The sequence below is a fragment of the Secundilactobacillus silagincola genome (assembly GCF_002583405.1).
In the GTDB taxonomy this organism is placed as follows: Bacteria; Bacillota; Bacilli; order Lactobacillales; family Lactobacillaceae; genus Secundilactobacillus; species Secundilactobacillus silagincola.
Genome location: NZ_BCMJ01000005.1, coordinates 26,712 through 50,429, shown reverse-complemented (window position 1 = coordinate 50,429; position 23,718 = coordinate 26,712). Strand labels below are relative to the sequence as shown.

General features: G+C 44.6%; 23 protein-coding genes. 19 read left to right on the top strand and 4 right to left on the bottom strand.

What is annotated here, in order from left to right:
• Positions 1 to 5: 5 nt before the first annotated feature.
• The 13 genes from rimP (at position 6) to lepA (ending at position 14,375) form a co-directional block, all read left to right on the top strand.
• Entirely contained in the window at positions 6 to 479 is a 474-nt protein-coding gene (rimP, locus tag CES82_RS07235; protein ID WP_098824929.1) for a ribosome maturation factor RimP, read from the top strand.
• 22 nt (positions 480 to 501) lie between these two features.
• A complete protein-coding gene (nusA, locus tag CES82_RS07230; RefSeq protein ID WP_098824927.1) occupies positions 502 to 1,728 on the top strand; it encodes a transcription termination factor NusA in 1,227 nt (408 codons plus the stop codon).
• Positions 1,729 to 1,741: 13 nt separating this feature from the next.
• Positions 1,742 to 2,044 (top strand): RNase P modulator RnpM, encoded by a 303-nt coding sequence (gene rnpM, locus CES82_RS07225; protein WP_089087962.1) that lies wholly within the window; start codon positions 1,742 to 1,744, stop codon positions 2,042 to 2,044.
• Positions 2,016 to 2,345 carry a L7Ae/L30e/S12e/Gadd45 family ribosomal protein gene (locus CES82_RS07220; RefSeq protein WP_225364868.1) on the top strand — a complete coding sequence of 110 codons (330 nt, stop codon included), beginning with the start codon at positions 2,016 to 2,018 and terminating at the stop codon, positions 2,343 to 2,345. The genes rnpM and CES82_RS07220 overlap by 29 nt, the downstream gene beginning before the upstream one ends.
• Before the next feature lie 4 nt (positions 2,346 to 2,349).
• Positions 2,350 to 4,875: a translation initiation factor IF-2 gene (gene infB, locus CES82_RS07215; RefSeq protein WP_098824923.1), complete on the top strand. Its 2,526-nt coding sequence runs from the start codon at positions 2,350 to 2,352 to the stop codon at positions 4,873 to 4,875.
• Between the two features lie 23 nt (positions 4,876 to 4,898).
• Positions 4,899 to 5,258 carry a 30S ribosome-binding factor RbfA gene (gene rbfA, locus CES82_RS07210; protein WP_098824921.1) on the top strand — a complete coding sequence of 120 codons (360 nt, stop codon included), beginning with the start codon at positions 4,899 to 4,901 and terminating at the stop codon, positions 5,256 to 5,258.
• A gap of 112 nt (positions 5,259 to 5,370) precedes the next feature.
• Positions 5,371 to 6,270 carry a tRNA pseudouridine(55) synthase TruB gene (gene truB / locus CES82_RS07205; protein WP_098824919.1) on the top strand — a complete coding sequence of 300 codons (900 nt, stop codon included), beginning with the start codon at positions 5,371 to 5,373 and terminating at the stop codon, positions 6,268 to 6,270.
• A gap of 17 nt (positions 6,271 to 6,287) precedes the next feature.
• Positions 6,288 to 7,253 (top strand): riboflavin biosynthesis protein RibF, encoded by a 966-nt coding sequence (gene ribF, locus CES82_RS07200; protein ID WP_098824917.1) that lies wholly within the window; start codon positions 6,288 to 6,290, stop codon positions 7,251 to 7,253.
• 105 nt (positions 7,254 to 7,358) lie between these two features.
• A complete protein-coding gene (hrcA, locus tag CES82_RS07195) occupies positions 7,359 to 8,402 on the top strand; it encodes a heat-inducible transcriptional repressor HrcA (RefSeq protein WP_098824915.1) in 1,044 nt (347 codons plus the stop codon).
• A gap of 15 nt (positions 8,403 to 8,417) precedes the next feature.
• Entirely contained in the window at positions 8,418 to 9,059 is a 642-nt protein-coding gene (gene grpE / locus CES82_RS07190; RefSeq protein WP_098824913.1) for a nucleotide exchange factor GrpE, read from the top strand.
• 45 nt (positions 9,060 to 9,104) lie between these two features.
• Complete coding sequence (gene dnaK, locus CES82_RS07185; protein ID WP_098824911.1) at positions 9,105 to 10,991, top strand: molecular chaperone DnaK; 1,887 nt, start codon at positions 9,105 to 9,107, stop codon at positions 10,989 to 10,991.
• A gap of 213 nt (positions 10,992 to 11,204) precedes the next feature.
• Positions 11,205 to 12,362 carry a molecular chaperone DnaJ gene (gene dnaJ / locus CES82_RS07180; protein WP_098824910.1) on the top strand — a complete coding sequence of 386 codons (1,158 nt, stop codon included), beginning with the start codon at positions 11,205 to 11,207 and terminating at the stop codon, positions 12,360 to 12,362.
• A gap of 174 nt (positions 12,363 to 12,536) precedes the next feature.
• Positions 12,537 to 14,375, top strand: a complete 1,839-nt coding sequence (gene lepA / locus CES82_RS07175) for a translation elongation factor 4 (protein WP_098824908.1) — start codon at positions 12,537 to 12,539, stop codon at positions 14,373 to 14,375.
• 260 nt (positions 14,376 to 14,635) lie between these two features.
• On the opposite strand, the gene CES82_RS07170 is transcribed toward lepA, so the two are convergent.
• Positions 14,636 to 15,850, bottom strand: coding sequence for a DNA/RNA non-specific endonuclease (locus tag CES82_RS07170; protein ID WP_098824906.1), 1,215 nt, complete (start codon positions 15,848 to 15,850; stop codon positions 14,636 to 14,638).
• A gap of 249 nt (positions 15,851 to 16,099) precedes the next feature.
• Here CES82_RS07170 and CES82_RS07165 point away from each other — a divergent pair, with 249 nt between their 5' ends.
• Positions 16,100 to 16,423 (top strand): thioredoxin family protein, encoded by a 324-nt coding sequence (locus tag CES82_RS07165; protein WP_180245692.1) that lies wholly within the window; start codon positions 16,100 to 16,102, stop codon positions 16,421 to 16,423.
• A 194-nt stretch (positions 16,424 to 16,617) separates the two neighbouring features.
• Here CES82_RS07165 and CES82_RS07160 read toward each other — a convergent pair whose 3' ends face one another.
• The 3 genes from CES82_RS07160 to CES82_RS07150 all read right to left on the bottom strand — a co-directional run bounded on the left by CES82_RS07160 (position 16,618) and on the right by CES82_RS07150 (position 18,715).
• Positions 16,618 to 16,812 (bottom strand): hypothetical protein, encoded by a 195-nt coding sequence (locus CES82_RS07160; protein ID WP_098824902.1) that lies wholly within the window; start codon positions 16,810 to 16,812, stop codon positions 16,618 to 16,620.
• A 13-nt stretch (positions 16,813 to 16,825) separates the two neighbouring features.
• Complete coding sequence (locus CES82_RS07155) at positions 16,826 to 17,707, bottom strand: DegV family protein (protein WP_098824901.1); 882 nt, start codon at positions 17,705 to 17,707, stop codon at positions 16,826 to 16,828.
• A 96-nt stretch (positions 17,708 to 17,803) separates the two neighbouring features.
• Positions 17,804 to 18,715, bottom strand: coding sequence for a magnesium transporter CorA family protein (locus CES82_RS07150; protein WP_098824899.1), 912 nt, complete (start codon positions 18,713 to 18,715; stop codon positions 17,804 to 17,806).
• Positions 18,716 to 18,995: 280 nt separating this feature from the next.
• Between CES82_RS07150 and CES82_RS07145 the strand changes: the two genes are divergently transcribed.
• The 5 genes from CES82_RS07145 (at position 18,996) to CES82_RS07125 (ending at position 23,717) form a co-directional block, all read left to right on the top strand.
• Positions 18,996 to 19,328: a hypothetical protein gene (locus CES82_RS07145; RefSeq protein WP_098824897.1), complete on the top strand. Its 333-nt coding sequence runs from the start codon at positions 18,996 to 18,998 to the stop codon at positions 19,326 to 19,328.
• A 55-nt stretch (positions 19,329 to 19,383) separates the two neighbouring features.
• The gene (gene prmA / locus CES82_RS07140; protein ID WP_098824895.1) at positions 19,384 to 20,343 is read left to right on the top strand and encodes a 50S ribosomal protein L11 methyltransferase; all 960 of its coding nucleotides are present in this window, start codon (positions 19,384 to 19,386) and stop codon (positions 20,341 to 20,343) included.
• On the top strand, positions 20,343 to 21,077 hold the full coding sequence (locus CES82_RS07135) for a 16S rRNA (uracil(1498)-N(3))-methyltransferase (RefSeq protein WP_098824893.1): 735 nt from the start codon (positions 20,343 to 20,345) through the stop codon (positions 21,075 to 21,077). The genes prmA and CES82_RS07135 overlap by 1 nt, the downstream gene beginning before the upstream one ends.
• A 71-nt stretch (positions 21,078 to 21,148) precedes the next feature.
• A complete protein-coding gene (locus CES82_RS07130) occupies positions 21,149 to 21,475 on the top strand; it encodes a hypothetical protein (RefSeq protein WP_098824891.1) in 327 nt (108 codons plus the stop codon).
• A gap of 4 nt (positions 21,476 to 21,479) precedes the next feature.
• Positions 21,480 to 23,717 carry a RelA/SpoT family protein gene (locus tag CES82_RS07125; protein WP_098824889.1) on the top strand — a complete coding sequence of 746 codons (2,238 nt, stop codon included), beginning with the start codon at positions 21,480 to 21,482 and terminating at the stop codon, positions 23,715 to 23,717.
• The last annotated feature ends 1 nt before the right edge of the window (position 23,718 follow it).

Below are 23,718 nucleotides of genomic sequence, written 5' to 3'. Positions count from 1 at the left end.
AAAGATTGGATAACGTCGTAGACATTGTTTCAGCTCTAGCGAAACCGATTGTGGATGCCCATCATTTTGAACTGGTGGACGTTGAGTTTGTTCGCGAGGGTAAAAGTTGGTATTTACGGCTTTACATCGACAAACCTGGTGGCATTACGATTGATGAATGCGCATTAGTAAGTGATGAGTTAAGCGAAAAACTGGATAATATCGATCCCGATCCAATTCCCCAAGCGTATTTCTTGGAGGTATCCTCACCGGGTGCTGAACGGCCGCTGAAAAAAGAAGCTGACTATGAACGGGCGGTTGGTCACTACGTTCACCTTTCGTTCTATCAAAAAGTGAACGGGGAAAAAGCATACGAAGGAACATTGACTTCTGTTAATGATGATGAATTAGGCTTAAAGGTTAATCTAAAGGGTCGTATGAAAGATTTGGTCATTCCAAGAAAAAACGTTGCCAAAGCACGATTAGCAATTAAGTTTTAACAGCTAAAGGAGACTATACGTAATGAGTAAAGAATTAGTAGGTGCCCTTGATACACTGGAAAAAGAGAAGGGTATCAAAAAAGAAATTGTGATCGATGCGCTTGAAGCTGCATTAACTTCTGCTTATAAGCGGAACTACGGCCAAGCACAAAACGTTGAAGTGGATTTTGACCAAAAAAAGGGCGACGTTCACGTTTATGCAGTTAAGAAAGTCGTTGATCAAGTTTATGATTCCCGTTTGGAAGTTAGCCTAGACGATGCTTTGCAGGTCAGTCGAGGGTATGAATTAGGCGACGATATTAAATTTGAAGTCACCCCTAAAAACTTCGGCCGTATTGCAGCGCAAACGGCTAAGCAGGTTATCATGCAACGAGTTCGTGAAGCTGAACGGTCATTAATTTTTGATCAATACAGCCAATACGAAAACGAGATTATCACTGGTGAGGTTGAACGCCAAGATAACCGATTTGTTTATGTTAACCTAGGGAACGTGGAAGCCGTTATGAGTCGTCAGGATCAGATGCCTAACGAAACTTACCGGATGCACGATCGCATCAAGGTGTACGTCACCAGAGTTGAAAACGCCGCTAAGGGTCCCCAAGTGTTCGTTAGCCGGACTGATTCGGGCTTGCTGAAACGGTTATTTGAAGAAGAAATTCCGGAAATCTACGATGGTACCGTTGAGATCATGTCGATTGCCCGTGAAGCGGGTGACCGCGCTAAAGTGGCTGTTCGTTCAAATAATCCGGATGTTGACCCGGTTGGGACTTCTGTTGGTCCTCGTGGTCAGCGGGTTCAAGCCATCGTGTCAGAACTTGATGGCGAAAACATGGATATCGTTGAATGGACGGATGACGAAGCTAAGTTCATTGCTAACGCTTTGAATCCAGCCGAAGTAATCGACGTCATTTTTGACGAAAACAACGAACGGGCATGTACCGTTATCGTGCCTGATTATCAATTATCATTGGCAATTGGTAAACGGGGTCAAAACGCTCGGTTGGCAGCTAAGTTGACGGGTTATAAGATCGATATCAAGTCCGAAACCGAAGCTGAGTCAATTTTTGGCAAGACTGATAGTTCTGATGCCGATAGTACTGACAGTGAAGAGTCACAGGTGGAAGCGCCAAGTGATGAAGCAGCTGAAGAAACGGTTGATCAAACCACGGATGATGTGGTTGATTCAGCCACCGATTCAGAACCTGAAGAGACCCCAGAAACTTCTGAGGATGACGGTACTGAAGACTAGGAGGTAAGCGTACATGAAGAAACGCAAGGTACCAATGAGAAAAGACATTGTGACCGGTGAAATGGCGCCGAAAAAAGACTTGGTCCGTATCGTTCGCGATAAGGATAACAACGTGTCCGTTGATCCAACGGGAAAGAAATCAGGCCGTGGGGCTTATATTTCATTGAACGTTGAGATTGCTAAGCGAGCTCAAAAAGAACGCACTTTTGATAAGGTCTTTGAAACAAAGGTCGATTCTCAATTTTACGACGACTTGGTGGCTTACGTGGACCATCAACAAGCTCGTCGTGAATTATTTGAAAATGGAAAAGCCTAACTCATTTTTACAGCTTTTAGGACTCGTTCGTCGGGCTAATCAATTAGTGACTGGCGAAGGATTTGTTTTGAAAGCGATTAGGAACCAGAGCATTTCAGTGGTGATTTTAGCCAGTGATGCTGGTCCCAGCAGCATGAAAAAGTTAAGTGATAAAGCCGCGTTTTACCACGTTGACTTAATTACCGCGTTTACAAAGGAACAACTAAGCCAAGCGACGGGCATGAACCGTTCAGCTTACGGCGTTAAAGATCCTGGATTTGCTAGGAAGCTTAATGAACTAGTTAATACCAAAGGAGAGTGAAGATATGGGCAAAAAGCGAATTTACGAATTAGCTAAAGAACTCAACGTATCAAGTAAAGCCATTCTTGATAAGGCTCAAGAAAAGGGCTACGACGTTAAAAATCATATGTCAACATTAGGAAGCAACGAGGAACGACAATTGCGAGAAACCTTCTCAAACAAAGGTAAGACCACCAATAAGAGTCAATCAAGTCAGGCCAAGCCTGCTCAGTCTGCAAAACCCGCTCAAAACCGTGACCATCATCAAAGTACGAGCAGTACCCAGAATAGTCATAGTAACGGGCAATCAAACAATCAAAGTTCGCATACTCGTAGCCAGTCGAACAACGGCAACCATTCAAATGGTCAAAATCATTCGACCAGTAACCGCAGTCAGTCGACGAACCATAATCAATCGACTAACCACACGCAGTCGAATAACCGTAGCCAATCGACTAATCACAGTCAATCAGCTAACCGTGGACAGTCAAACAACCGTTCACAGTCTAATAACAATAACCGTTCCCAGTCGAACAATAATAACCGCAGTCAAAGCAGCAACCACTCACAAAGCAACGGTAACAGCAACAATGCCAACCGCGGTGGGTCAGGTCGCTTTGGCGGCAGTTTAAACAACGGTAACGGCCGTAACAGTAATAGCCGGAATAGTCGTAACAACCGGAATAACAATCGTCGCCGTAACAACTTTACTAAGAAGTACAGCAAGAAGAATCAGCGGATCAAGGAAACCAATCACCAAAAGGGTGCACCTGAACGTAAGAACAAGGCATTACCAGAAACTTTGGTTTACCAAGTTGGCATGAACGCTCAAGATCTGGGTAAAATTCTTCACCGTGAACCATCTGAAATCGTCAAGAAGTTATTCATGCTTGGCGTCATGGCTAACCAAAACCAGTCATTGGATAAGGATACCATTGAGATTTTAGCTGCTGATTATGGGATTGAAGCTCAAGAAAAGGTCGAAGTCGATGTTGCTGATATCGATAAAACCTTTGAAGAAGAATCCAACAATACGGATCACCTTGAAACTCGGCCACCAGTTGTCACTATCATGGGTCACGTTGATCATGGTAAGACCACCTTGCTGGACCATTTACGTCATTCTCATATCACGGCTGGTGAAGCTGGTGGGATTACCCAAGCCATTGGTGCTTACCAATTGAAGCATAAAGGTAAGACCATTACCTTCTTGGATACCCCTGGACACGCGGCCTTCACTGAAATGCGGGCTCGTGGTGCTGATATTACCGATATCACTGTCTTAGTGGTTGCTGCCGACGATGGTGTAATGCCTCAAACCATTGAAGCGATTCACCATGCCCAAGCCGCAAAGACACCAATTATTGTTGCGGTTAACAAGATCGATAAGCCGGGTGCTAACCCGAACCACGTCATGGAACAGCTGACCGAATACGGTTTGATTCCTGAAGACTGGGGTGGCGACACGATCTTTGTTCAGATTTCAGCTAAGTTCGGTAAGAACATTGATGAATTGCTGGACATGATCCTGTTACAATCTGAAGTCATGGAATTGAAAGCTAACCCACAGCAAAACGCTGCTGGTTCAGTTATCGAAGCCAAGTTGGATCAAGGTAAGGGTTCCGTTGCAACATTGCTGATTCAACAAGGGACCATGCACACTGGTGACCCAATCGTGGTTGGTAATACCTTTGGCCGGGTTCGGACAATGGAAAACGAACGCGGTAAGGAAATCAAGAAGGCATTACCATCAACACCAGTTGAAATTACTGGTTTAAGTGACGTGCCAGAAGCTGGGGATCGCTTCGTTGTCTTCGATGACGAAAAGACTGCCCGCGCAGCTGGTGAAGAACGGGCTAAGAACGCCTTGATGGAAGAACGTCGTACTAAGAACACAGTGACCCTTGATAACCTCTTTGATACTATGAAAGAAGGGGAAATGAAGGAAGTCGATGTTATTATTAAAGCCGACGTTCAAGGTTCCGTTGAAGCATTGGCTAACAGTCTCAAGAAGATTGAAGTTGAAGGTGTCCGTGTTAACATCATCCATACCGCCGTTGGTGCAATCAACGAAAGTGATGTTACCTTGGCTGAAGCAAGTAACGCGATCATTATCGGGTTTAACGTTCGGCCAACACCACAAGCCAAGTCACAAGCTGACCAAGACAACGTGGATATTCGTTTGCACCGGGTTATCTATAACGCTATCGATGAAATCGAACACGCCATGAAGGGTAAGCTTGAACCAACTTATAAAGAAGAAGTCATCGGTGAAGTTGAAGTCAGAGATATCTTCAAAGCATCTAAAGTTGGGACAATTGCCGGCGGGATGGTTACTGATGGTCATATTTCAAGTGACAGCGATGTCCGCTTGATTCGTGATTCAGTGGTTGTCTACGAAGGTAAGTTAGGCAGCTTGAAGCGCTTTAAGGATGACGTTAACGATGTTAAGCAGGGTCATGAATTAGGATTGACCATCGAAAACTACAACGACATTAAAGTCGGAGATGTTATTGAAGCTTACGTTATGAAGGAAGTTCCAATAGAATAGAGAGCTAACGAGGTGTTAGATAAATGGCACATTATCGTGTAGGACGGCTTGAACAGGAAATTCAGCGAGAAGTTAATGATATCTTACTGAAACGGGTTCGCGATCCACGAGTACAAGACATCACCGTAACGGGTGTTGTTGTCACCGGTGATTATCAGCAAGCAACGATTTATTACAGTATCTTGTCTGATAAGGCCTCTGATGGTGAAAAAGCGGCTCAGGGATTAACCAAAGCGACCGGTTTGATTCGTAGTGAATTAAGTTCCCGCTTGAATATTTTCAAGGTACCGGAACTCACATTCGAACGAGATGAATCCGTCCAATATGGGAGTCATATCGATCAATTACTCAACAAGTTACATCGAGAAGATTCCAATCTGTAAGTAAAAAGTCGCCCGTAGAAAGTTCTGCGGGCGACTTTTTTCGTATAGATATCATCTCTTCACGTGATATAATAACAAAGTTAGACAGTTTATAGGAAACGGAGCGGTCGTAATGGATGGCATTATTCCACTATACAAAGAGCGCGGCATGACAAGTCATGACTGCGTGAATCACGTGCGTCAAATTCTCCACATGAAAAAGGTTGGTCATTCGGGCACACTGGATCCCAACGTGGATGGTGTTCTACCGATTTGTGTGGGTAGCGCGACGAAGGTCGTCGATTATTTGATGACGCATAAAAAAGTTTACCGTGGTAGCGTAACGTTGGGTTTTGCTACCGAAACAGAAGATCTGGATGGTGCTGAGGTCAAGCGGGTGACTATGACTGAACCAGTCTCAGATGAACAAATCGATGGCATTATGGCCGGTATGGTTGGTGAGCTCTCTCAGGTGCCACCCATGTATTCAGCCGTAAAAGTGAACGGGCGAAAGCTGTATGAATATGCCCGTTCTGGTCAAAGTGTTGAACGTCCCGTACGAACCGTGACGATCAAGTCATTCAAGCGGACTAGCGACAGTCAGTTTGATGCAGCAGCGGGTACTCAGCGCTTTGATTTTGAAGTGACCTGCTCTAAGGGGACTTACGTGCGGACGTTAGCCGTTCAAATTGGCACTGAACTGGGATTACCAGCCGTGATGTCGTCACTGACACGGGTTGAAAGTGGCGGCTTTACCATTGACGAAACGGTATCATTAGCCGACCTTAGAGAACAAGTGACAAGCGATGCAGTTGAATTTCTCTACCCAATTGACCGGGTACTGACCCAGTACCCTACGATTGAAATTTCTGATGAAACCTGGGCCGTTGTCAAAAACGGTGTCTGGCTTTTACCAGATGAGGTTGATACTGACGCACCCATCATTTCACTCAAATATCAAGGACAGATCAAGTGCTTATATCAGCGGGTTGAAAACCGTTATAAACCGTTAAAAATGTTTAGTACTAAGTAGAAAGTTGGGACAATAATATGCGAGTAATTAAAATTCATCATCCATTAACAACGGCTGACGTCATTGACAAGCCGGTTGTTTTGGCTATGGGCTTCTTTGATGGTGTTCATCTTGGCCATCAGGCGGTGATCAACCGTGCTCGCAGCATTGCAGATGAACGGGGCGTGGCATTAGCCGTTTTGACTTATGATCATCACCCGGCATTGGTTTATCAAAAATTAAGTCCGGAACGCAACCGCTATTTGACGGTTAACGCCCGCAAAATGGCGTTGTTTGAACAGCTTGGTGTCGATATCGTTTATCAGATCAACTTTGCCAGTCAATTTGCTGCCCAAACACCGCAGGAATTCGTGGACCACTATTTGATTGCCTTTCACGCGCAGGTTGTGGTTGCGGGTTATGACCATACATACGGGCCAAAAGAGATTGCAACCATGGCAAAACTGCCGGAGTATGCTAAGGGACGTTTTGAAATCGTCACGGTGGGTGAAAAGGAACTACAGGCTCAAAAGATTGGTTCTTCGCGAATCCGTCATAATTTGGATCAAGGGGATATTAAAACGGTAAATAGTCTATTAGGCTATCGCTATCAGACCGTTGGTACAGTGATGCACGGTGAAGCGCGGGGACGAACTCTGGGTTTCCCAACCGCCAATGTCAGCCATGATGCTAAGTACTGGCTGCCAGGCATCGGCGTTTACGTGACCCGTGTCAAAGTTAACGGTAAATGGCATCCGGCGATGACGTCCATCGGTCGAAACGTCACGTTTGGTGAAGGACGTCCAGTGACGGTTGAAGCCTATCTATTAGATTTTCACGAAGCCATTTACGGTGAAGTTGTGACCGTGGAATGGGATTACCGTTTGCGTGGTGAAATTAAATTTGATTCCGTTGAGGGATTAGTGCATCAATTAAATCAGGATGCCGAGGACACAAAAAACTATTTTAAGGCACATCCAGTCACTAAATTAGCACTCGAATGAATTAATTGCTAAAAATGTTAGCTGAATGCTTGACTTAAAAAACAGCGTTTGATACATTATATATGTGTCTTAGCACTTGAACTGTTTGAGTGCTAAAAAGAGGTGATGATCACGTTAACGGACAGACAGAATATGATTTTAAAAGCGATTGTTCGTGATTATACGAGCAGTGGTGTTCCTGTGGGTTCCAAGGCGCTAGCAGCACAGTTGCCGATGCACGTCAGCTCAGCAACGGTGCGTAACGAAATGGCCGCTTTGGAAGAACTGGGCTTGATTGCCAAGACCCATTCTTCATCCGGTCGAATCCCTTCAGTGAAGGGGTATCGTTACTACGTGGATCATTTGGTTCAGCCGGATCCGATCAAAGCCAATGACATTGACATCATTAAGTCTTCACTTGAAGGTCAATTTCTTAAAATTGACGAAATTATTGAAACATCGGCGAAAATTTTATCTAATTTAACGTCCTATACTGCTTTTTCACTTAAGCCGGAGCACAAACAAAGCCGGTTGAGTGGGTTTAGGCTGGTACCATTGGGCAAGCGGCAGGTCATGGCGGTTTTAGTCACTGATAACGGCGATGTTGAGTCACAAACGTTCAACATCACACCGAAAATCACGGGTGACCAGCTTGAAGCCGTGGTGCGACTGATCAATGACCAGTTGATTGGCAAGCCGTTAGACGAAGTACTGGAAGCGTTGAAGTCTGACATTCCAATGCAGGTTGCTAACTATCTGCAACAGCCTGAAGGATTCTTAAAGGTGTTTGGCGATGTCTTGACGCAGGCCGCACAAGAGCGGTTTTACGTCGGTGGTCGTCTCAACCTGTTGAGTTTTTCTGACAGTAATGACGTGGATGAATTGAAGTCGTTGTATACCTTAATGGATCACAGTGATGATATGGCAGACGTCTTAGGTAAGCCATCTGATCGTATTCAGGTGAAGATTGGCAGTGAAATGACCAACGATATCTTAAAGGACTACAGTTTAATTACTGCAACCTATGAGGCCGGGGATCATGGTAAAGGTGTGATTGCCTTATTGGGACCAACACGGATGCCATATTCACGGATGATTGGTTTAGTTGGTGCTTTCCGGCAAGAGCTAGCGCAGCGGCTCATTGATTATTATCGCTATTTTGATCAGTAGTAAAGGGGTGTTATAGTGGCTGAAGATAAGGAAAACCAAGCAGCAAATAACAAAGCGGACGAGCAAAAAGACACACAGCAGTCTGCTAAAAGTAATGCAAAAGGTAACAAGCAGCAGCCAAAGACTGACGCAGCTAAGTCAGCAGATAAAGCTGCTTCTGCAAAGGATAAGAAGCCTGCAACTGACGATGCTTTAGCAAAGGCGCTGGCACAAGTCGACAGCTTACAAAAGCAGCTCGACAAGACTTCTGATCAATATTTACGTGCTGAAGCTGAGATTCAAAATATTCAGAATCGTAATAAAAAAGATCAAGCAGCTTTGATCAAGTATGATGGTCAGCAGTTGGCACATGATATTTTGCCGGCACTGGATAATCTGGAGCGTGCACTGAGTACGCCGGTTGAAGGTGAGCAGGCTGAATCCTTAAAAAAGGGAATTGAAATGGTTCAAAAGCACTTGATGGATGCGTTGACCAGCAATGGTGTCACTGAAATCAAGGCTGAAGGTGAGAAGTTCGATCCGAATATTCACCAAGCTGTTCAAACGGTTCCAGCAGAGTCAGATGATCAAAAAGATCACGTCACCAAGGTTCTGCAAAAGGGCTACCGTTTGAAGGATCGGGTCCTTCGTCCAGCAATGGTCATGGTTGCGCAATAATGCAATCACTTGAATCAAACTTAAAACAAAGAGGGTAAATTATTCATGGCAAGTAATAAAATTATTGGTATTGACTTAGGGACTACAAACTCAGCAGTCGCTGTTCTTGAAGGTAAAGAACCTAAAATTATTCCTAATCCAGAAGGTGGTCGTACAACCCCTTCAGTTGTAGCGTTCAAAGATGGCAAACCATCCGTTGGTGCCGTTGCTAAGCGTCAGGCAATCACTAACCCCAACACGGTTTCTTCAATCAAGAGCCACATGGGTGAAGCCGGCTACAAAGTTAACATCGAAGGTAAGGACTACACACCAGAACAAATCTCTGCTTACATTTTGCAGTACATCAAAGACTTTGCTGAAGATTACATTGGCGACAAGGTAACCCAAGCGGTTATCACTGTGCCAGCTTACTTTAATGATTCTCAGCGTCAAGCAACTAAGGATGCCGGTAAGATTGCTGGCTTGGATGTTAAGCGGATCATCAATGAACCAACCGCTTCTTCATTAGCCTATGGTCTTGACAAGCAGGATGCTGACGAAAAGATCCTGGTTTATGACCTTGGTGGTGGTACCTTTGATGTTTCCATCCTTGATTTAGGTGACGGTGTGTTCGATGTTCTTTCTACTAACGGTGATACTCACCTTGGTGGTGACGACTTCGATAAGCGCATCATGAACTGGTTGATCGAACAATTCAAGGCTGATAACGGTATCGATCTTTCTAAGGATAAGATGGCAATGCAACGTCTGAAGGAAGCTTCAGAAAAGGCTAAGATGGACTTGTCAGGTGTGACTGAAACTCAAATCAGCCTGCCATTCATCTCTGCTGGCGATAACGGCCCACTTCACTTGGAAACCACTTTGACCCGTGCTAAGTTCAACGAATTAACTTCAGACTTAGTTGAAAAGACTCGGATCCCCGTTGAAAACGCCTTGAAGGATGCTAAGTTATCAGCTGATGACCTTGACGTTGTTATCTTAAACGGTGGTTCTACTCGGATTCCAGCCGTTCAAGAAGCCGTTAAGAAGTGGACGGGTAAGGAACCTAACCACTCCATCAACCCTGACGAAGCCGTTGCTTTGGGTGCCGCTGTTCAAGGTGGTGTCTTAACTGGTGACGTTAAAGACGTCGTTTTGCTTGATGTTACCCCACTTTCACTTGGTATTGAAACCATGGGTGGTGTCTTCACTAAGTTGATCGACCGTAACACGACGATTCCAACCAGCAAGTCACAAGTCTTCAGTACCGCTGCTGATAACCAACCAGCCGTTGATATTCACGTGCTGCAAGGTGAACGGCCAATGGCTGCAGATAACAAGACCTTGGGTAATTTCCAATTAACTGACATTCCAGCTGCACCTCGTGGTGTTCCTCAGATCGAAGTTACCTTTGATATTGACCGGAACGGTATCGTTAACGTTTCAGCCAAGGATAAGGGTACTGGTAAGGAACAAAAGATTACCATCAAGAGTTCCGGTGGTCTTTCAGACGAAGAAGTCGACAAGATGATGAAGGAAGCTCAAGAAAACGAAGAAGCCGACAAGAAGCGTAAGGAAGAGGCTGACTTGAAGAACGAAGTTGACCAATTACTCTTCACAGTTGACAAGACTTTGGACGAAGTTAAGGGCAAAGTTTCAGACGACGAAATTCAAAAAGCCAAGGATGCACGTGATGCACTTAAGAAGGCTCAAGATGATAACAACGTCGAAGAAATGAAGACTAAGAAGGACGACTTGAACAAGATCGTTCAAGACCTTTCAGTTAAACTTTATCAACAAGCTCAAGACCAAAAGGGTGCTGCTGATGGCGCTGCCAATGCTGACGGTGCACAAGCAAGCGGCGACCAATCAGGTAAAACTGATGATGGCAAGGGCGACGGTAAGACCTTTGACGGTGACTTCTCAGAAGTTAATGATGACGATAAAAAGTAATGATTAACGAGATAGCAGACAGGAAGTCAAGGCTCAAACGCGGGCTTTGGCTTTTTGTTTTGTAGGAAATATGCTATTCTACTTGAGTGAACGATTATTGGTTTAAATGATCATATGGTTTGAAAATGGTCATTTCAATAGGCCAAATGTGTTGTCATAAACTAGCAATTAGATGATTGCGGTGGACACAATGCTTACTTTTAGGAGGTTAACATGGCTGGTAAAGATTATTATGAAGTGCTTGGGGTCTCAAAAGATGCATCTCAAGCTGAAATTAAAAAGGCCTACCGCCAATTATCAAAGAAGTACCATCCGGATATTAACAAAGCGCCTGGTGCTGAAGAGAAATTCAAGGAAGTTACTGAAGCTTATGAAGTTTTAAGTGACGAACAAAAACGTGCCAACTATGATCAGTACGGTTCAGCTGATGGTCCTCAAGGCTTCGGCGGCGGTTCTGGCGGAGCTGGTGGCTTCGGTGGTTTCGGCGACGCTGGTGGTTTTGGCGGTGGCGGCTTCGAAGATATTTTCAATTCATTCTTTGGCGGTGGCGCTGGTGGCGGTCGTCGTAATCCTAACGCACCACAACCAGGTCGTGATCTGCAGTACGAGATGACGCTGAAGTTTGAAGAAGCCATTTTCGGTAAGAAGACGAAGATCAAGTATAATCGTCAAGCCCAGTGTCATACTTGTCACGGTAGTGGGGCCAAGCCTGGCACTAGCCCAGAAACTTGTTCCAACTGTGGCGGTTCTGGCTATGTAACAACGGAAACCAACACACCATTAGGCCGGATGCGCAGTCAGCAAGTTTGCCCAGTATGTCATGGTACTGGTAAAGAAATTAAGGAAAAGTGCCCAACTTGTGGCGGTTCAGGTCACGAAGAAGAACGGCATGAAGTTGAAGTTAACGTCCCTGCTGGGGTGGATGACGGTCAACAAATGCGACTTCAAGGTCAGGGTGAAGCAGGTGAGAACGGTGGTCCTTACGGCGATCTGTTCATTCTGTTCCGTGTGACGCCAAGTAAGGTCTTTAAACGTGATGGTGCCGATATTTACTTAGACAAGGATATCAGCTTCACGCAAGCAGCTCTTGGTGATGAAATTAAGGTTCAAACCGTTCACGGTGATGTTAAACTGAAGATTCCAGCTGGCACACAGACTGGTTCAGTCTTCCGTTTAAAGGGTAAAGGTGCACCACGTCTGCGTGGTAACGGCAGTGGCGATCAACGAGTAACGGTCAAAATTGTGACGCCTAAGAACCTTAACAAGAAGCAAAAAGTGGCTTTGAAGGCTTATGCTGAAGCCAGTGGCGAGAAAGTTGGCAACGGCAAAGGTAATTTTTTTGACAAGATGAAAGATGCATTCGATAATTAGTTCAGCGGAGTGATGATCATTTACTCTAACGGACATTAAAAAGCCGCATGGTTGATCATTGACCAGGCGACTTTTTGCTGTTTAGGTGTGAATTTCAACCGGTACAGGTGATATTGTCCTGTATCTGGTATAATAACTAGTATGTTTGAAACTAAAAGGTAGGAGAAATGCTAAATGGATCTTGAACAAATGAAGGCGCACCAACGAGACATCCGGAATTTTTCAATTGTCGCTCATATCGATCACGGTAAGTCGACTTTAGCTGACCGCATTTTGGAAATGACGGATACCGTTGCCAAGCGTGATATGCAAGACCAAATCCTCGATAATATGGACCTGGAACGAGAACGCGGGATTACGATTAAGTTGAATGCTGTTGAACTCACGTATGACGCCAAAGACGGTCATACGTACGAGTTTCATTTGATTGACACCCCAGGGCACGTGGACTTTTCATATGAAGTGTCACGTAGTTTGGCTGCCTGTGAAGGGGCCGTGCTGGTGGTGGATGCTGCTCAAGGTGTGGAAGCCCAAACGCTGGCCAACGTTTATTTGGCAATCGATGATAATTTGGAAATTTTGCCAGTAATCAACAAAATTGATTTACCTTCAGCAGAACCGGAAAAAGTCCGCAAAGAAATTGAGGATGTTATTGGGATTGATGCTTCTGATGCTGTGATGGCAAGTGCCAAGAAGGGCATTGGGATCGAAGATTTACTGGAACAGATCGTGCATAAAGTTCCAGCTCCAGATGGAGACCTTGAAGCACCACTGCGGGCATTGATTTTTGATTCCATTTACGATGATTACCGTGGAGTTGTGCTTAGTGTTCGCCTATTTGAAGGTACCGTTAAGCCTGGTGATAAGATTCGGCTAATGAACTCTGGTGCCGAATATGAAGTGACCGAAGTGGGGGTCAACTCACCAAAGCCACTTAAACGGGACCAATTGATTGCCGGTGAAGTTGGCTATATTACGGCCAGCATTAAAGACATTGAGGATACCCGTGTTGGTGATACGGTGACTAATGCTGCCAATCCAGCAGAGAAGGCACTGCCAGGGTACCGGGAAATGGCGCCAATGGTGTACGCTGGATTATACCCAACTGACAATGCGAAGTACCAAGATTTGCGTGAAGCACTGGAAAAATTGAAGTTAAATGACGCGGCACTTGAATTCGAACCAGAAACCTCGCAAGCGTTGGGCTTTGGTTTCCGTTGCGGCTTTTTAGGGATGCTGCACATGGACGTGGTTCAGGAACGGCTAGAACGTGAATTCAACCTTGATTTAATCACCACGGCACCTTCCGTAACGTACCACGCTAATTTGACAGATGGCACGGTCAAGGAAGTGGAAAACCCTTCGGAAATGCCAGATGTTGCTGCCATTAAAATCATTGAAGAACCCTACGTTAAAGCAACCATTATGACGCCTAACGACTATGTTGGGGCAGTCATGGAACTCTGCCAACGAAAGCGTGGCCAGTTCGTTACGATGGAATATTTGGACGATTATCGGGTTAATGTGATCTATAAGATGCCACTTTCGGAAATCATCTTCGATTTCTTTGATAAATTGAAATCTTCCACTAAGGGCTATGCTTCATTGGATTACGAACTGGACGGTTACCGTGAAAGTGATTTGGTTAAGATCGATATCTTACTGAACGGTGATAAAGTGGATGCACTGAGTTTCATTTCTCACCGTCAGTTTGCTGAAAAGCGTGGCCGTGATATTGCAGTTAAACTGAAGAACATTATTCCTCGGCAAAACTTCGAAATTCCGATTCAAGCAGCTATCGGTGCTAAGATTATCGCTCGAACGACGATCAAGGCTTATCGTAAGGATGTTACTGCAAGAATTCATACTGGTGATCCTGACCGGCGTGCAAAGTTACTGGAGAAGCAAAAGCGTGGTAAAGAAAGAATGAAATCCGTGGGAACAGTGGATATCCCTCAGGAAGCCTTTATGGCGGTATTGCAAACGGACGAGGAAGAGAATAATACGAAGTGATTTTGAATCAGTAAATGAGCAGCTGGGCATGATGTCCGGGTGCTTTTTTCTGATTCCAAATAGAAGAGTTTCAAATCTCTTTAACTGGAATCGGCAAAGCAATTTTCTCTTACTCATGTATTGATATGGCCTAATAATGCGCCACAACTCAGATTCTGGCCATTTAAGCCAAAAATAATCCCCGCCCTGATAAACATCATCAGAACGGGGATTATTTGGCTTAAATTCTGGAATCTACCAAGTTGTGTCACACATTAATGTTAAGGTTGTGCATATTCATTCCCACGAATAGCTTCAGTTGCACCATCACTTTGGGCTTTTGCTTTAGGCTCACAGGTATAATTTCCTGGATTGGTTACCCGGGTATAGTATTTATTACTCTGTGAGACAAAAACGTAACCAGATTTAGCCACGTGCCATTTACCAGAAGTAGTGGCGTGTGATCCAGCAGCTGACGACGATTGCGTTGATTTACTTGTGGTAGCCGGTTGCCTATACGTCGTTGAATTGGCGCGATGATACGGTTTAGCGTTATTAGCACCAGTATTATAGTTGATCTTGATGCCTTCAGCGTCGTTGATCACGGCAATTTCAGTGTTAATAGTACCATCCGAAGATTTGATATCGACCAGTGAACCACGAGGAAGACTTTCGTTGCCCTGATAAATGGGTGTGGTCTGGTATTCAACGATTTGGTGAGTACCAGGATGGCTTGACCAGTAATTTTCAACCGTTTCTTCACCGTAACGCATACCGCCATCTTGGTCCGCACCCACGTTTTGCGGACGGGTACCCGTAGTGAAGTTATTGACGGAAGTATATGATTTAGCACCTAATAAACTATCGCCAATGGAGTGACTGCGGTTCCATAAATAACCATGATAAGTTCGTCCAGTGGCAGCGTAGGAAATCGCCACGATTGGATTTTGACTAGGCCAAGCGTAAGGTTCTAATGGATCACCTTGTCGGCCGCCTTTTGACGAGGCGTATTCCTGATAGGTGAGTTTAGCACGAGCCGTGGCAGGCCGTTGCTGTGAATCAGCTGTAAAGCGAGCTTGCCCATTTGCTAGGCTACCGAAGCCCGTTAGATGTGCTTTGCCAACGTGCCAATAGTAGTTACCAGTTGGTCCAGCTGATTGATTGCTAGTGTAACTCACCAGTTTGTTTAGGACACTTGCGCTACTGTGAGTTTCTGATTGGCGCGCCTGAGGTTTAGTACCCTGATGAACGGTTTTAGTAGCGTGGCTGGATGATGAACTGGAAGACTTTAATTCAGCCCGACTGCTTGATTGCTCGTTAGTCGATTTGCTGGCCGAATGATCGTCAGTAGGACTTGCAATGACTACGCCCAAGATCAATAAGATCAAGGCGCTCCAGCCCAGCCGTTTTCTGGACTGATGCTTAAAAAGCCGGACGCCCCAATACACAAATAAAATGATGCTGATAAGCACCATGATGGTTCCAAGTGAAGACATATTCGGTATCCTCCCAAATTAGATATATTAAAATAAGCAATGAATGATTACTATTCCAATATAGCAAGTAAGTGAGGCCTTTACCAATATAAACTCATATCATTTTATGTATTATGTGGAAAAAGGTGGTTGGAAGTTGAGTGTTTTAAACTTAAAGCTTATTCAGTTGATTGATTAAAACAGAAAACGGCAATGACGATGTTCAAATTAAATTGTTATATAATGAAGTTTAAAAGGGGACGAGTACGGATGACAGCAATCAAACCAATTCAAGATACCGCGTATGCAGAAGAGACGCACGATGGTTTAGTTCTCGTTGATTTTCGCTCGGATTGGTGTCCGCCATGTACGGCAGCGGATCGTGCGTTAACTTATCTGGCGAGTCAGACTGAGCTTGCTCGGCAAGTCAAATTCATCTCGCTGACAGTTAATCGCCAACCGCTGATTGCGCGGGCCTTGGGGGTTCAAAGTACGCCGACCATTATTTTGAAAAAGAACGGTCAAATAGTGGATGCGGTGATTGGACCGCGGTCGGTCACGGAGTTTGAAGCACTGATTAAGAAACATCTGTAAAATAGAATAAAACAAGATGGACCAGTTGTGACGTCAGCCGATATTGATCAAAGTTTTGGCTGATTTCTTGATTGAAGAAAATTTATTTTTTTATAGCTAAAACCTGCTTAAATAAACAAAGAGTTGCAAATAAGGGTTCAAAACCAAATTACCCAAGTTCAGGTAATTTCCGTTTTGAACCCTTATTTGCAACTCTAATGTTTTAAACGCGGTAAAATCTGTTTTTGAATAAATCCTAATAATTGCTGGTACTCTGCCTGATTTTTGGGTGTTGGCAGCTGTGAAAAGTCGAAGTCTGGGTGATTCAGATCCTGGTTTAAATGATCAATAAAATCGTGTCGGGACATGTAGTCCGTATCACCCTTACTGCCAATAGAGAAAAAATTCATTTTAAAACCTTCTTTACTTAGTGACTGAATCTGGCCACTGTTCCCAGTCATAATCCCATAATAGGGCCATGGTGCCAGCGCCAACGTGGACGCCGAGAACGGGGCCAATTTCACTGTGGGCGATTTTTAAGTTAGGAAACTGTTGACTCAAATCAGCTGACCATTCCTGCTGCAATTCGTCATTATTCGCATCGATCACAGTGAGGCGTAGTGGATAATCAGCCTGTTCGTACACGCTTTGAAATTTTTGCTTGATTCGCTGATAGGCGTGTCGCATGGTGCGCTCTTTTTCAATGGCAACGATTTGAGCCTGATCGTTAAAGGTCAAAATCGGTTTGATCCGCAGCAAGCCGCCAACAAAACTTGAGGCATTGGATAAGCGCCCGGTTCGTACTAAGTGAGAAAGGTCATCTACCACGAAATAAGCGTCAATGGTGTCGCGTAAACGAGTGAGTGCCTGGATAATCTCTTCCGGGGAACGACCAGCTCGAATTAATTTGGCCGCCAACATCACGAGATCGGCCTCACCAGCGGATGCAATACGAGAATCAAAGGGGTAGACCTTGATATTGGTCACGTTTGGCAGGTAATTAACCAAGTTGCTGTAAAAAGTCGTGATGCCTGATGATAGATGGATACTAATGACCGCATCATAACCTTCATCAGCTAACTGATCGTACATAGTCTGCATTTGCCCCAGTGTGACTTGAGTGGTTGTTGGCATCTGCGGGTCAGTTTTCAAGCGGTGATAAAATTCACTGGTTGTTATTTCAACGTTATCCAGATACGTCTGGTGGCCGAAAATAACGGTGATCGGTACCACGTGAATATCGTTGTTTTTAACCTGTTCCGGTGTTAAATAACTGGCTGAGTCAGTCACAACGGCAATTTTCATAAAGTTGACTCCTTCAAAGTTTTAGACAATTAATTAGTTACGAGCATATCAAAGACTTGTCAAGTTATCAATTGTATTAGGGATGATTTAAAAAAACTATAATCGATGGTGCATTTTGAAGATCAATAATAGCCAAGCGATGAAACCTACTGACAGGCCGATCACAATCAGCCAGGCACCGTTAAAGTGTGCTAATGGCAACTTAACGTTCATCCCAAAAAAACCGGTAACAATGGTCGGGACAGCCATGGTTAGCGACCAGATCGTTAAGAACTTCATGGTATCATTCAAGTTATTATTAATGATACTATCAAACGTATCCGTAATCCGGTTGACCACCTGTTCTTCGTTTTCAATCATATGCTGGACTTGGTCGGATTCAATGGAGACATCCTCAAGCAGATCGTTTTCAATGCTATCGTTGTTCACACCAAAGTAGGTGCGTGGTATTCGGGCGAACAAATCGTTGTTAGATTCAACGCCGCTGTTGAAGAAGGTTAGCGTTTGACCTAAGTATGACAGTGCCATTAAGTTGGAGTTTTTGGCATCTTTATTGAGCATTTTATCTAACTGGTTACGCTGTTTCGTGACAAACTTGACGATGGGAATGTAACTATCCACTAAGTCGAACATTGATTCCAAAATAAAAGCGGAAGTGGTATTAATGTCCGTGTCATCAGCGGATTTTTGAAAAGCTTGTTCTACAAAGTTTAAGCGGCTTTCATTAAAGGTGAACAACACGCCTTGATGAATTAAGAAGCCGACTGGCCGCGTGATGTAGCGTGGCATTTGCGTATTTTTGAGTTGGTAGGGGACCAAAACAATCATGAGCTGCTGATTATTTGCTGGATCATAGACGTAATTTGCTGTTTCGTCTTTATCAGTGACATAGGTGATGATATCGTCGGTGATGCCATACTCGGCCATTAGCGTTTGCTGTTCGGCTTCTGTTAAGGCCGTTGTTTCAACCCAATCAAAGCCATTCAAATGTTTGGTTGGTTTAATCATGAATAAACTTCCCCTTTAATTCTGACTTTTAAGCGTTCATGGTTCAAGAATACTATTTCCACCCATAAAAGCAAGCACGAACAGCGGATGGATCGGTATGATGAAAATATCCCGAGTATTCTATGAGAATTATTTAATAACCTAGTTGACTTTTATGCCAAAATCCAGTAGTATGTTCTTTTTAAAGAGCGGAATAACCCTGTTATCTGTTGCTTACAAGTGAAATATGATATGATGTACTTAATAGTAACTTAGCGGGTTATAAAAAAATCGTTGGGAGGTGGTTACCGTGCTAAATCAAACCAAACAGTACTTAAAGAGCCGAAACTATCAGTATGAAAAGTCTTATATTCGGCCACTGATGACTCCTGAAAGTGTTTATGTCTTTAAGTTTGGTCGGGAGGCGCTGAATAATCGGGTAATCATCCGGTACAGTCATACGTGGACTGGTCGTCGAAAGATCAATGAAATCGATCTGAGACTGCATAAACAAAAGCATCCACGGATCTTCCGAACCGAAAAAGAATTATTAGACTATCTTGAATCTCGCTTACCGCAACGGGAACAAAAAGAAGAACAGGAACATCAGACTGATGAGGAGAACGCTAAGTAACTTTGGCGTTCTTTTTTTGGAGAATTTACTAGACTAGAAAAGAGAGGGAACAACAATGGATTGGACTGCAGTGACCGTAACAACAACTAATGAAGCAGTAGAAGCAGTTAGTAACCTTTTAATGGAACAGGGCGCTTCTGGCGTGCAAATTGATGATGAAAAGGACTATGAGCAACTTGAAAAAACGGATTGGGCCCAAAAGGGTGAGATCTTAAACGTGGATGAAATTCCTCACGTTCAAAGTGGCGCTCAGGTAACGGCCTATTTTCCTGCCACGATTTATGTACCGGAAATTGTGCCGGAAATCAAGCGACGGGTGGATGAAATCAAGACGTTTGGTTTAGCTATTGCACCAGCCAAAGTCACCACTGATAAAGTTGACGAGTCTAACTGGGCAACTGAGTGGCAGAAATACTATCATCCCGTACAGGTGACCCGCTTTTTGACGGTGGTGCCTAGTTGGGAAGATTATCAACCTCAAAACCAAGACGAACGGATCATTAAGCTTGATCCAGGAATGGCGTTTGGTACGGGAACCCATCCAACCACCAAACTGTCCATGCAGGCATTGGAAATGGTGATCCACGGTGGCGAACGGCTGATTGATGTGGGGACGGGTTCTGGTGTTTTGAGTATCACGGCTAAACAGTTAGGTGCCGGTGAGATTCGGGCTTATGATCTCGATGAAGTCGCGGTGGATTCCGCTAAAAAGAATCTGGCACTGAATCCTGTTGCAGCGGATGTGTCCGTTGCAGCAAATAACTTACTTCAGGGCGTTACTGGTGAAGCGGACATTATCGTGGCTAATATTTTAGCCGAAGTAATCATTCCGTTGATCCCACAGGCGTGGCAGTTGCTGCCAGTGCACGGTTACTTTGTGACATCGGGTATTATTTCAGAAAAGGTTGACCAAATTCTTGATGCGCAGCGTAAGCAGGGCTTCAAAATTCGGCAAACACTAAAAATGGGCGATTGGTACGGCGTGATTGCTCAAAAGCCAGGGGACGATGAATAATGCAACGGTATTTTATCAAACCAATTTTAAAAACAGATGCTCACTTTGAATTAGATACTGTCGTGTCAAAACATTGGCTGCAGGTGATGCGCGGTGTTCCAGGTGATCAGGCAGAATTCGTCGATGGTCAGGAAAATCTCTATTTAGGCCAGCTCAACGAAGATCATTCGGTAACCGTGGTCAAAGCATTGGAAACGAACGTGGAACTACCAGTCGACGTGACGATTCTGTCGGGCTTACCCAAGCAGGATAAAGCTGAATGGATCGTTCAAAAGGCCACGGAAATGGGTGCCAACACGATCTGTTTCTTTGGTGCTGATTGGTCAGTCGCTAAGTGGCAGCCGAACAAATTGAGTAAAAAGTTGACCCGTTTGCAAAAAATTGCGCAGGGAGCTGCTGAACAGGCACACCGGACCCATGTCCCAACGGTGCGCTACTTTGAGACGTTGAAACAGGCTATCGCCGAGCTGGAATACGATCATTTGCTGGTAGCCTACGAAGAAGCTGCTAAGCAGGGTGAGCAGGCGCAGTTGGTTAAATTATTGAACCGGATTAAACTGGGACAGCGACTGATCGCTGTTTTTGGTCCGGAAGGCGGCATTTCACCAAAGGAAATGCAGTTTCTTCAAGAAAAGCAGGCCACAGTAGCGGGGTTGGGTCCACGCATTTTGCGAACTGAAACCGCACCGCTATACTTTTTAGCTGCGGTATCGACCATGTTAGAATTACAATGATCGAATGCTATCCAATGGTGTAAAATAATGCTAAAATATAAACCATTCATTAAATAAGAGAGTGAGTTAACATGACAGTTATAAAACGCATTGGCTGGCCTTATTGGGTACTCAGCATTATCTTGGGACTGGCTGTTCCGGTTCTTTTAAACAACGTTTCAATCGGTGGCTTCTGGCGTTCAGGCGTCATATACGGTTTGATTTATTCCGTAGTAGCAGGCTTGATCGGCCATTTTGTGAAACATCGCGGCGATCGCTGGTGGCTGATTTTTGTGTTGCCCGTTTTGTTCGCCTTGGGGATTCAATTGTCAGGACCGAAATACGCGTTATATTTCGTGCCGGTTTACCTTTGTATCAGTTATTTAGCTTATGGCCTAAGCGCCACGGAGGGGATGTGATCGGATGTCGAGAGAGCAAACTTGGACAGCTCAAGGTGTCATCGATGCCGTATCAGCTTATATGAATAAGGATCATGTAGCAATCGTCGAACGTGCTTATAAGTTCGCAGCGATTGCGCATAAGGATCAAATTCGTCAATCGGGTGAACCATACATTATGCACCCCATACAAGTTGCGGGTATTTTAGCTAATCTGAAGATGGATCCAACAACTATTGCTTCAGGGTTTCTGCATGATATCGTTGAGGATACCGGCGTCACCTTAGATGACGTTCGGGAGTTATTTGGTGACGATGTTGCCATGATCGTTGATGGCGTGACAAAGCTTGGTAAAATCAAGTATAAGTCTAATAAACAACGGCTGGCTGAAAATCACCGGAAACTACTGTTAGCCATGTCTAAGGACATTCGGGTCATGATCGTCAAGTTAGCTGATCGTCTGCATAACATGCGGACACTTCAGCATTTGCGGCCAGATAAGCAGCGTCGGATCGCCAATGAAACCTTGGAGATTTACGCCCCATTGGCTGACCGACTTGGGATTAGTGCTATTAAGTGGGAACTGGAAGATATTTCGTTACGTTATCTGAATCCCCAGCAGTATTACCGCATCGTTCACCTGATGAATTCTCGTCGGGACCAACGAGAAAGCTACATTGCTGAAGCGATTCAAGATATTAAGCATGCGATTGATGATCTGCATATCGATCCCGAGATTTACGGCCGGCCGAAACACATTTACTCCATTTACCGGAAAATGCGTGATCAGCATAAACAGTTCAGCCAAATTTATGATCTGTTAGCCATTCGGGTGATCGTAGACAACATTCGTGATTGCTACGCTGTTTTAGGCGCCATTCATACTAAGTGGAAACCAATGCCTGGCCGCTTTAAAGACTACATTGCAATGCCTAAGGCTAACATGTATCAATCTTTACATACCACGGTCATTGGTCCAGAAGGCCGGCCACTGGAAGTCCAAATTCGGACTGAAGAGATGCACCGGGTGGCTGAATTTGGTGTGGCTGCTCACTGGGCTTATAAAGAAGGTAAAACGGATAAGGTTCAGACCACTAATACTGGGAACAAACTCAACTGGTTTAAACAGATCATTGAGTTGCAAGAAGACACGGATGACGCGTCTGATTTCATGGATAGTGTTAAGGGTGAATTATTTGGTGACCACGTCTACGCTTTTACACCAAAGGGTGATGTGCTAGAACTGCCAAAGGGTGCGGGTCCGCTGGATATGGCTTATCAAATTCATACCGAGGTTGGCAATCACACAACGGGGGCTACGGTCAACGGCAAGATTGTTCCACTGGATTATGAAGTTAAAAACGGCGATATTGTCGATATTAAAACCTCCTCTAACTCGGCAGGACCTAACCGTGACTGGCTAAAACTGGTTTCGACCCGGCGTGCTCGTAATAAGATCAAGCAGTTCTTCCGTCAAAAAGACCGGGAGAAAAATATTGAAACGGGTCGTCAAACGATCGAGCAGCAACTGCGGGACTTTAAGTTTGATCCTAAGGAACTGATGACGAAGGATAAGCTGCAAAAAGTCGTTGATAAAATGCATTATCAGCACATTGATGATTTATTTGCGGCTGTTGGTTTTGGAGACCTTCAGCCAGTGGGTGTTGCTAACCGGTTGACAGAAGATGTTCGTCATCAACGTGAGGAACAGCGCCAGCGTCAAGAAGAACGTGAACTGCTGGAAGAGCACCAGACCATCGATAACACCGAATCAGAGACCGATTCACAGCGGAAACGGAAGCTAAAGCCCTCTGAAGGGGTCATTATTGAAGGTGTCGATAACCTGCTTGTGCGGTTAAGTCACTGTTGCGCGCCGGTTCCCGGGGATAAAATCGTCGGCTACATTACCAAAGGACGCGGTGTTTCAGTTCACCGTTTGGACTGTCCAAACGTGGCTCACGCTGAGGCTAATGGCGAGCGGATCGTGGAAGTGTACTGGGATAATCCTAGCGAGACCACGACCATGTATAACGCGGATCTTGAGATTCAGGGATATAACCGTGATGGGTTACTCAACGATGTGTTGCGTATTGTTAATGGGACGACCAAACAGCTTAACGTTGTGAACGGTCGGGTCGATCATAATAAGATGGTGACCATTTCAATTTCACTTGGGATCCGCAACGCTGAACAGTTGGAACGATTGATGGATAACCTCAAAAACGTTCAGGATGTTTACGTTGTTAAACGGCCATTTAGATAAT

Excerpts from the sequence above, each read along its gene's own strand:
- CES82_RS07165 (WP_180245692.1), top strand. The coding sequence starts at position 16,100 with ATGACAGCAATCAAACCAATTCAAGATACCGCGTATGCAGAAGAGACG.
- truB (WP_098824919.1), top strand. The coding sequence starts at position 5,371 with ATGGATGGCATTATTCCACTATACAAAGAGCGCGGCATGACAAGTCAT.
- CES82_RS07160 (WP_098824902.1), bottom strand. The coding sequence starts at position 16,812 with ATGAATTTTTTCTCTATTGGCAGTAAGGGTGATACGGACTACATGTCC.
- CES82_RS07125 (WP_098824889.1), top strand. The coding sequence starts at position 21,480 with ATGTCGAGAGAGCAAACTTGGACAGCTCAAGGTGTCATCGATGCCGTA.
- rnpM (WP_089087962.1), top strand. The coding sequence starts at position 1,742 with ATGAAGAAACGCAAGGTACCAATGAGAAAAGACATTGTGACCGGTGAA.
- CES82_RS07130 (WP_098824891.1), top strand. The coding sequence starts at position 21,149 with ATGACAGTTATAAAACGCATTGGCTGGCCTTATTGGGTACTCAGCATT.
- CES82_RS07155 (WP_098824901.1), bottom strand. The coding sequence starts at position 17,707 with ATGAAAATTGCCGTTGTGACTGACTCAGCCAGTTATTTAACACCGGAA.
- prmA (WP_098824895.1), top strand. The coding sequence starts at position 19,384 with ATGGATTGGACTGCAGTGACCGTAACAACAACTAATGAAGCAGTAGAA.
- dnaJ (WP_098824910.1), top strand. The coding sequence starts at position 11,205 with ATGGCTGGTAAAGATTATTATGAAGTGCTTGGGGTCTCAAAAGATGCA.
- dnaK (WP_098824911.1), top strand. The coding sequence starts at position 9,105 with ATGGCAAGTAATAAAATTATTGGTATTGACTTAGGGACTACAAACTCA.
- rbfA (WP_098824921.1), top strand. The coding sequence starts at position 4,899 with ATGGCACATTATCGTGTAGGACGGCTTGAACAGGAAATTCAGCGAGAA.
- CES82_RS07150 (WP_098824899.1), bottom strand. The coding sequence starts at position 18,715 with ATGATTAAACCAACCAAACATTTGAATGGCTTTGATTGGGTTGAAACA.
- nusA (WP_098824927.1), top strand. The coding sequence starts at position 502 with ATGAGTAAAGAATTAGTAGGTGCCCTTGATACACTGGAAAAAGAGAAG.
- CES82_RS07170 (WP_098824906.1), bottom strand. The coding sequence starts at position 15,850 with ATGTCTTCACTTGGAACCATCATGGTGCTTATCAGCATCATTTTATTT.
- lepA (WP_098824908.1), top strand. The coding sequence starts at position 12,537 with ATGGATCTTGAACAAATGAAGGCGCACCAACGAGACATCCGGAATTTT.
- CES82_RS07135 (WP_098824893.1), top strand. The coding sequence starts at position 20,343 with ATGCAACGGTATTTTATCAAACCAATTTTAAAAACAGATGCTCACTTT.
- ribF (WP_098824917.1), top strand. The coding sequence starts at position 6,288 with ATGCGAGTAATTAAAATTCATCATCCATTAACAACGGCTGACGTCATT.
- infB (WP_098824923.1), top strand. The coding sequence starts at position 2,350 with ATGGGCAAAAAGCGAATTTACGAATTAGCTAAAGAACTCAACGTATCA.
- hrcA (WP_098824915.1), top strand. The coding sequence starts at position 7,359 with ATGATCACGTTAACGGACAGACAGAATATGATTTTAAAAGCGATTGTT.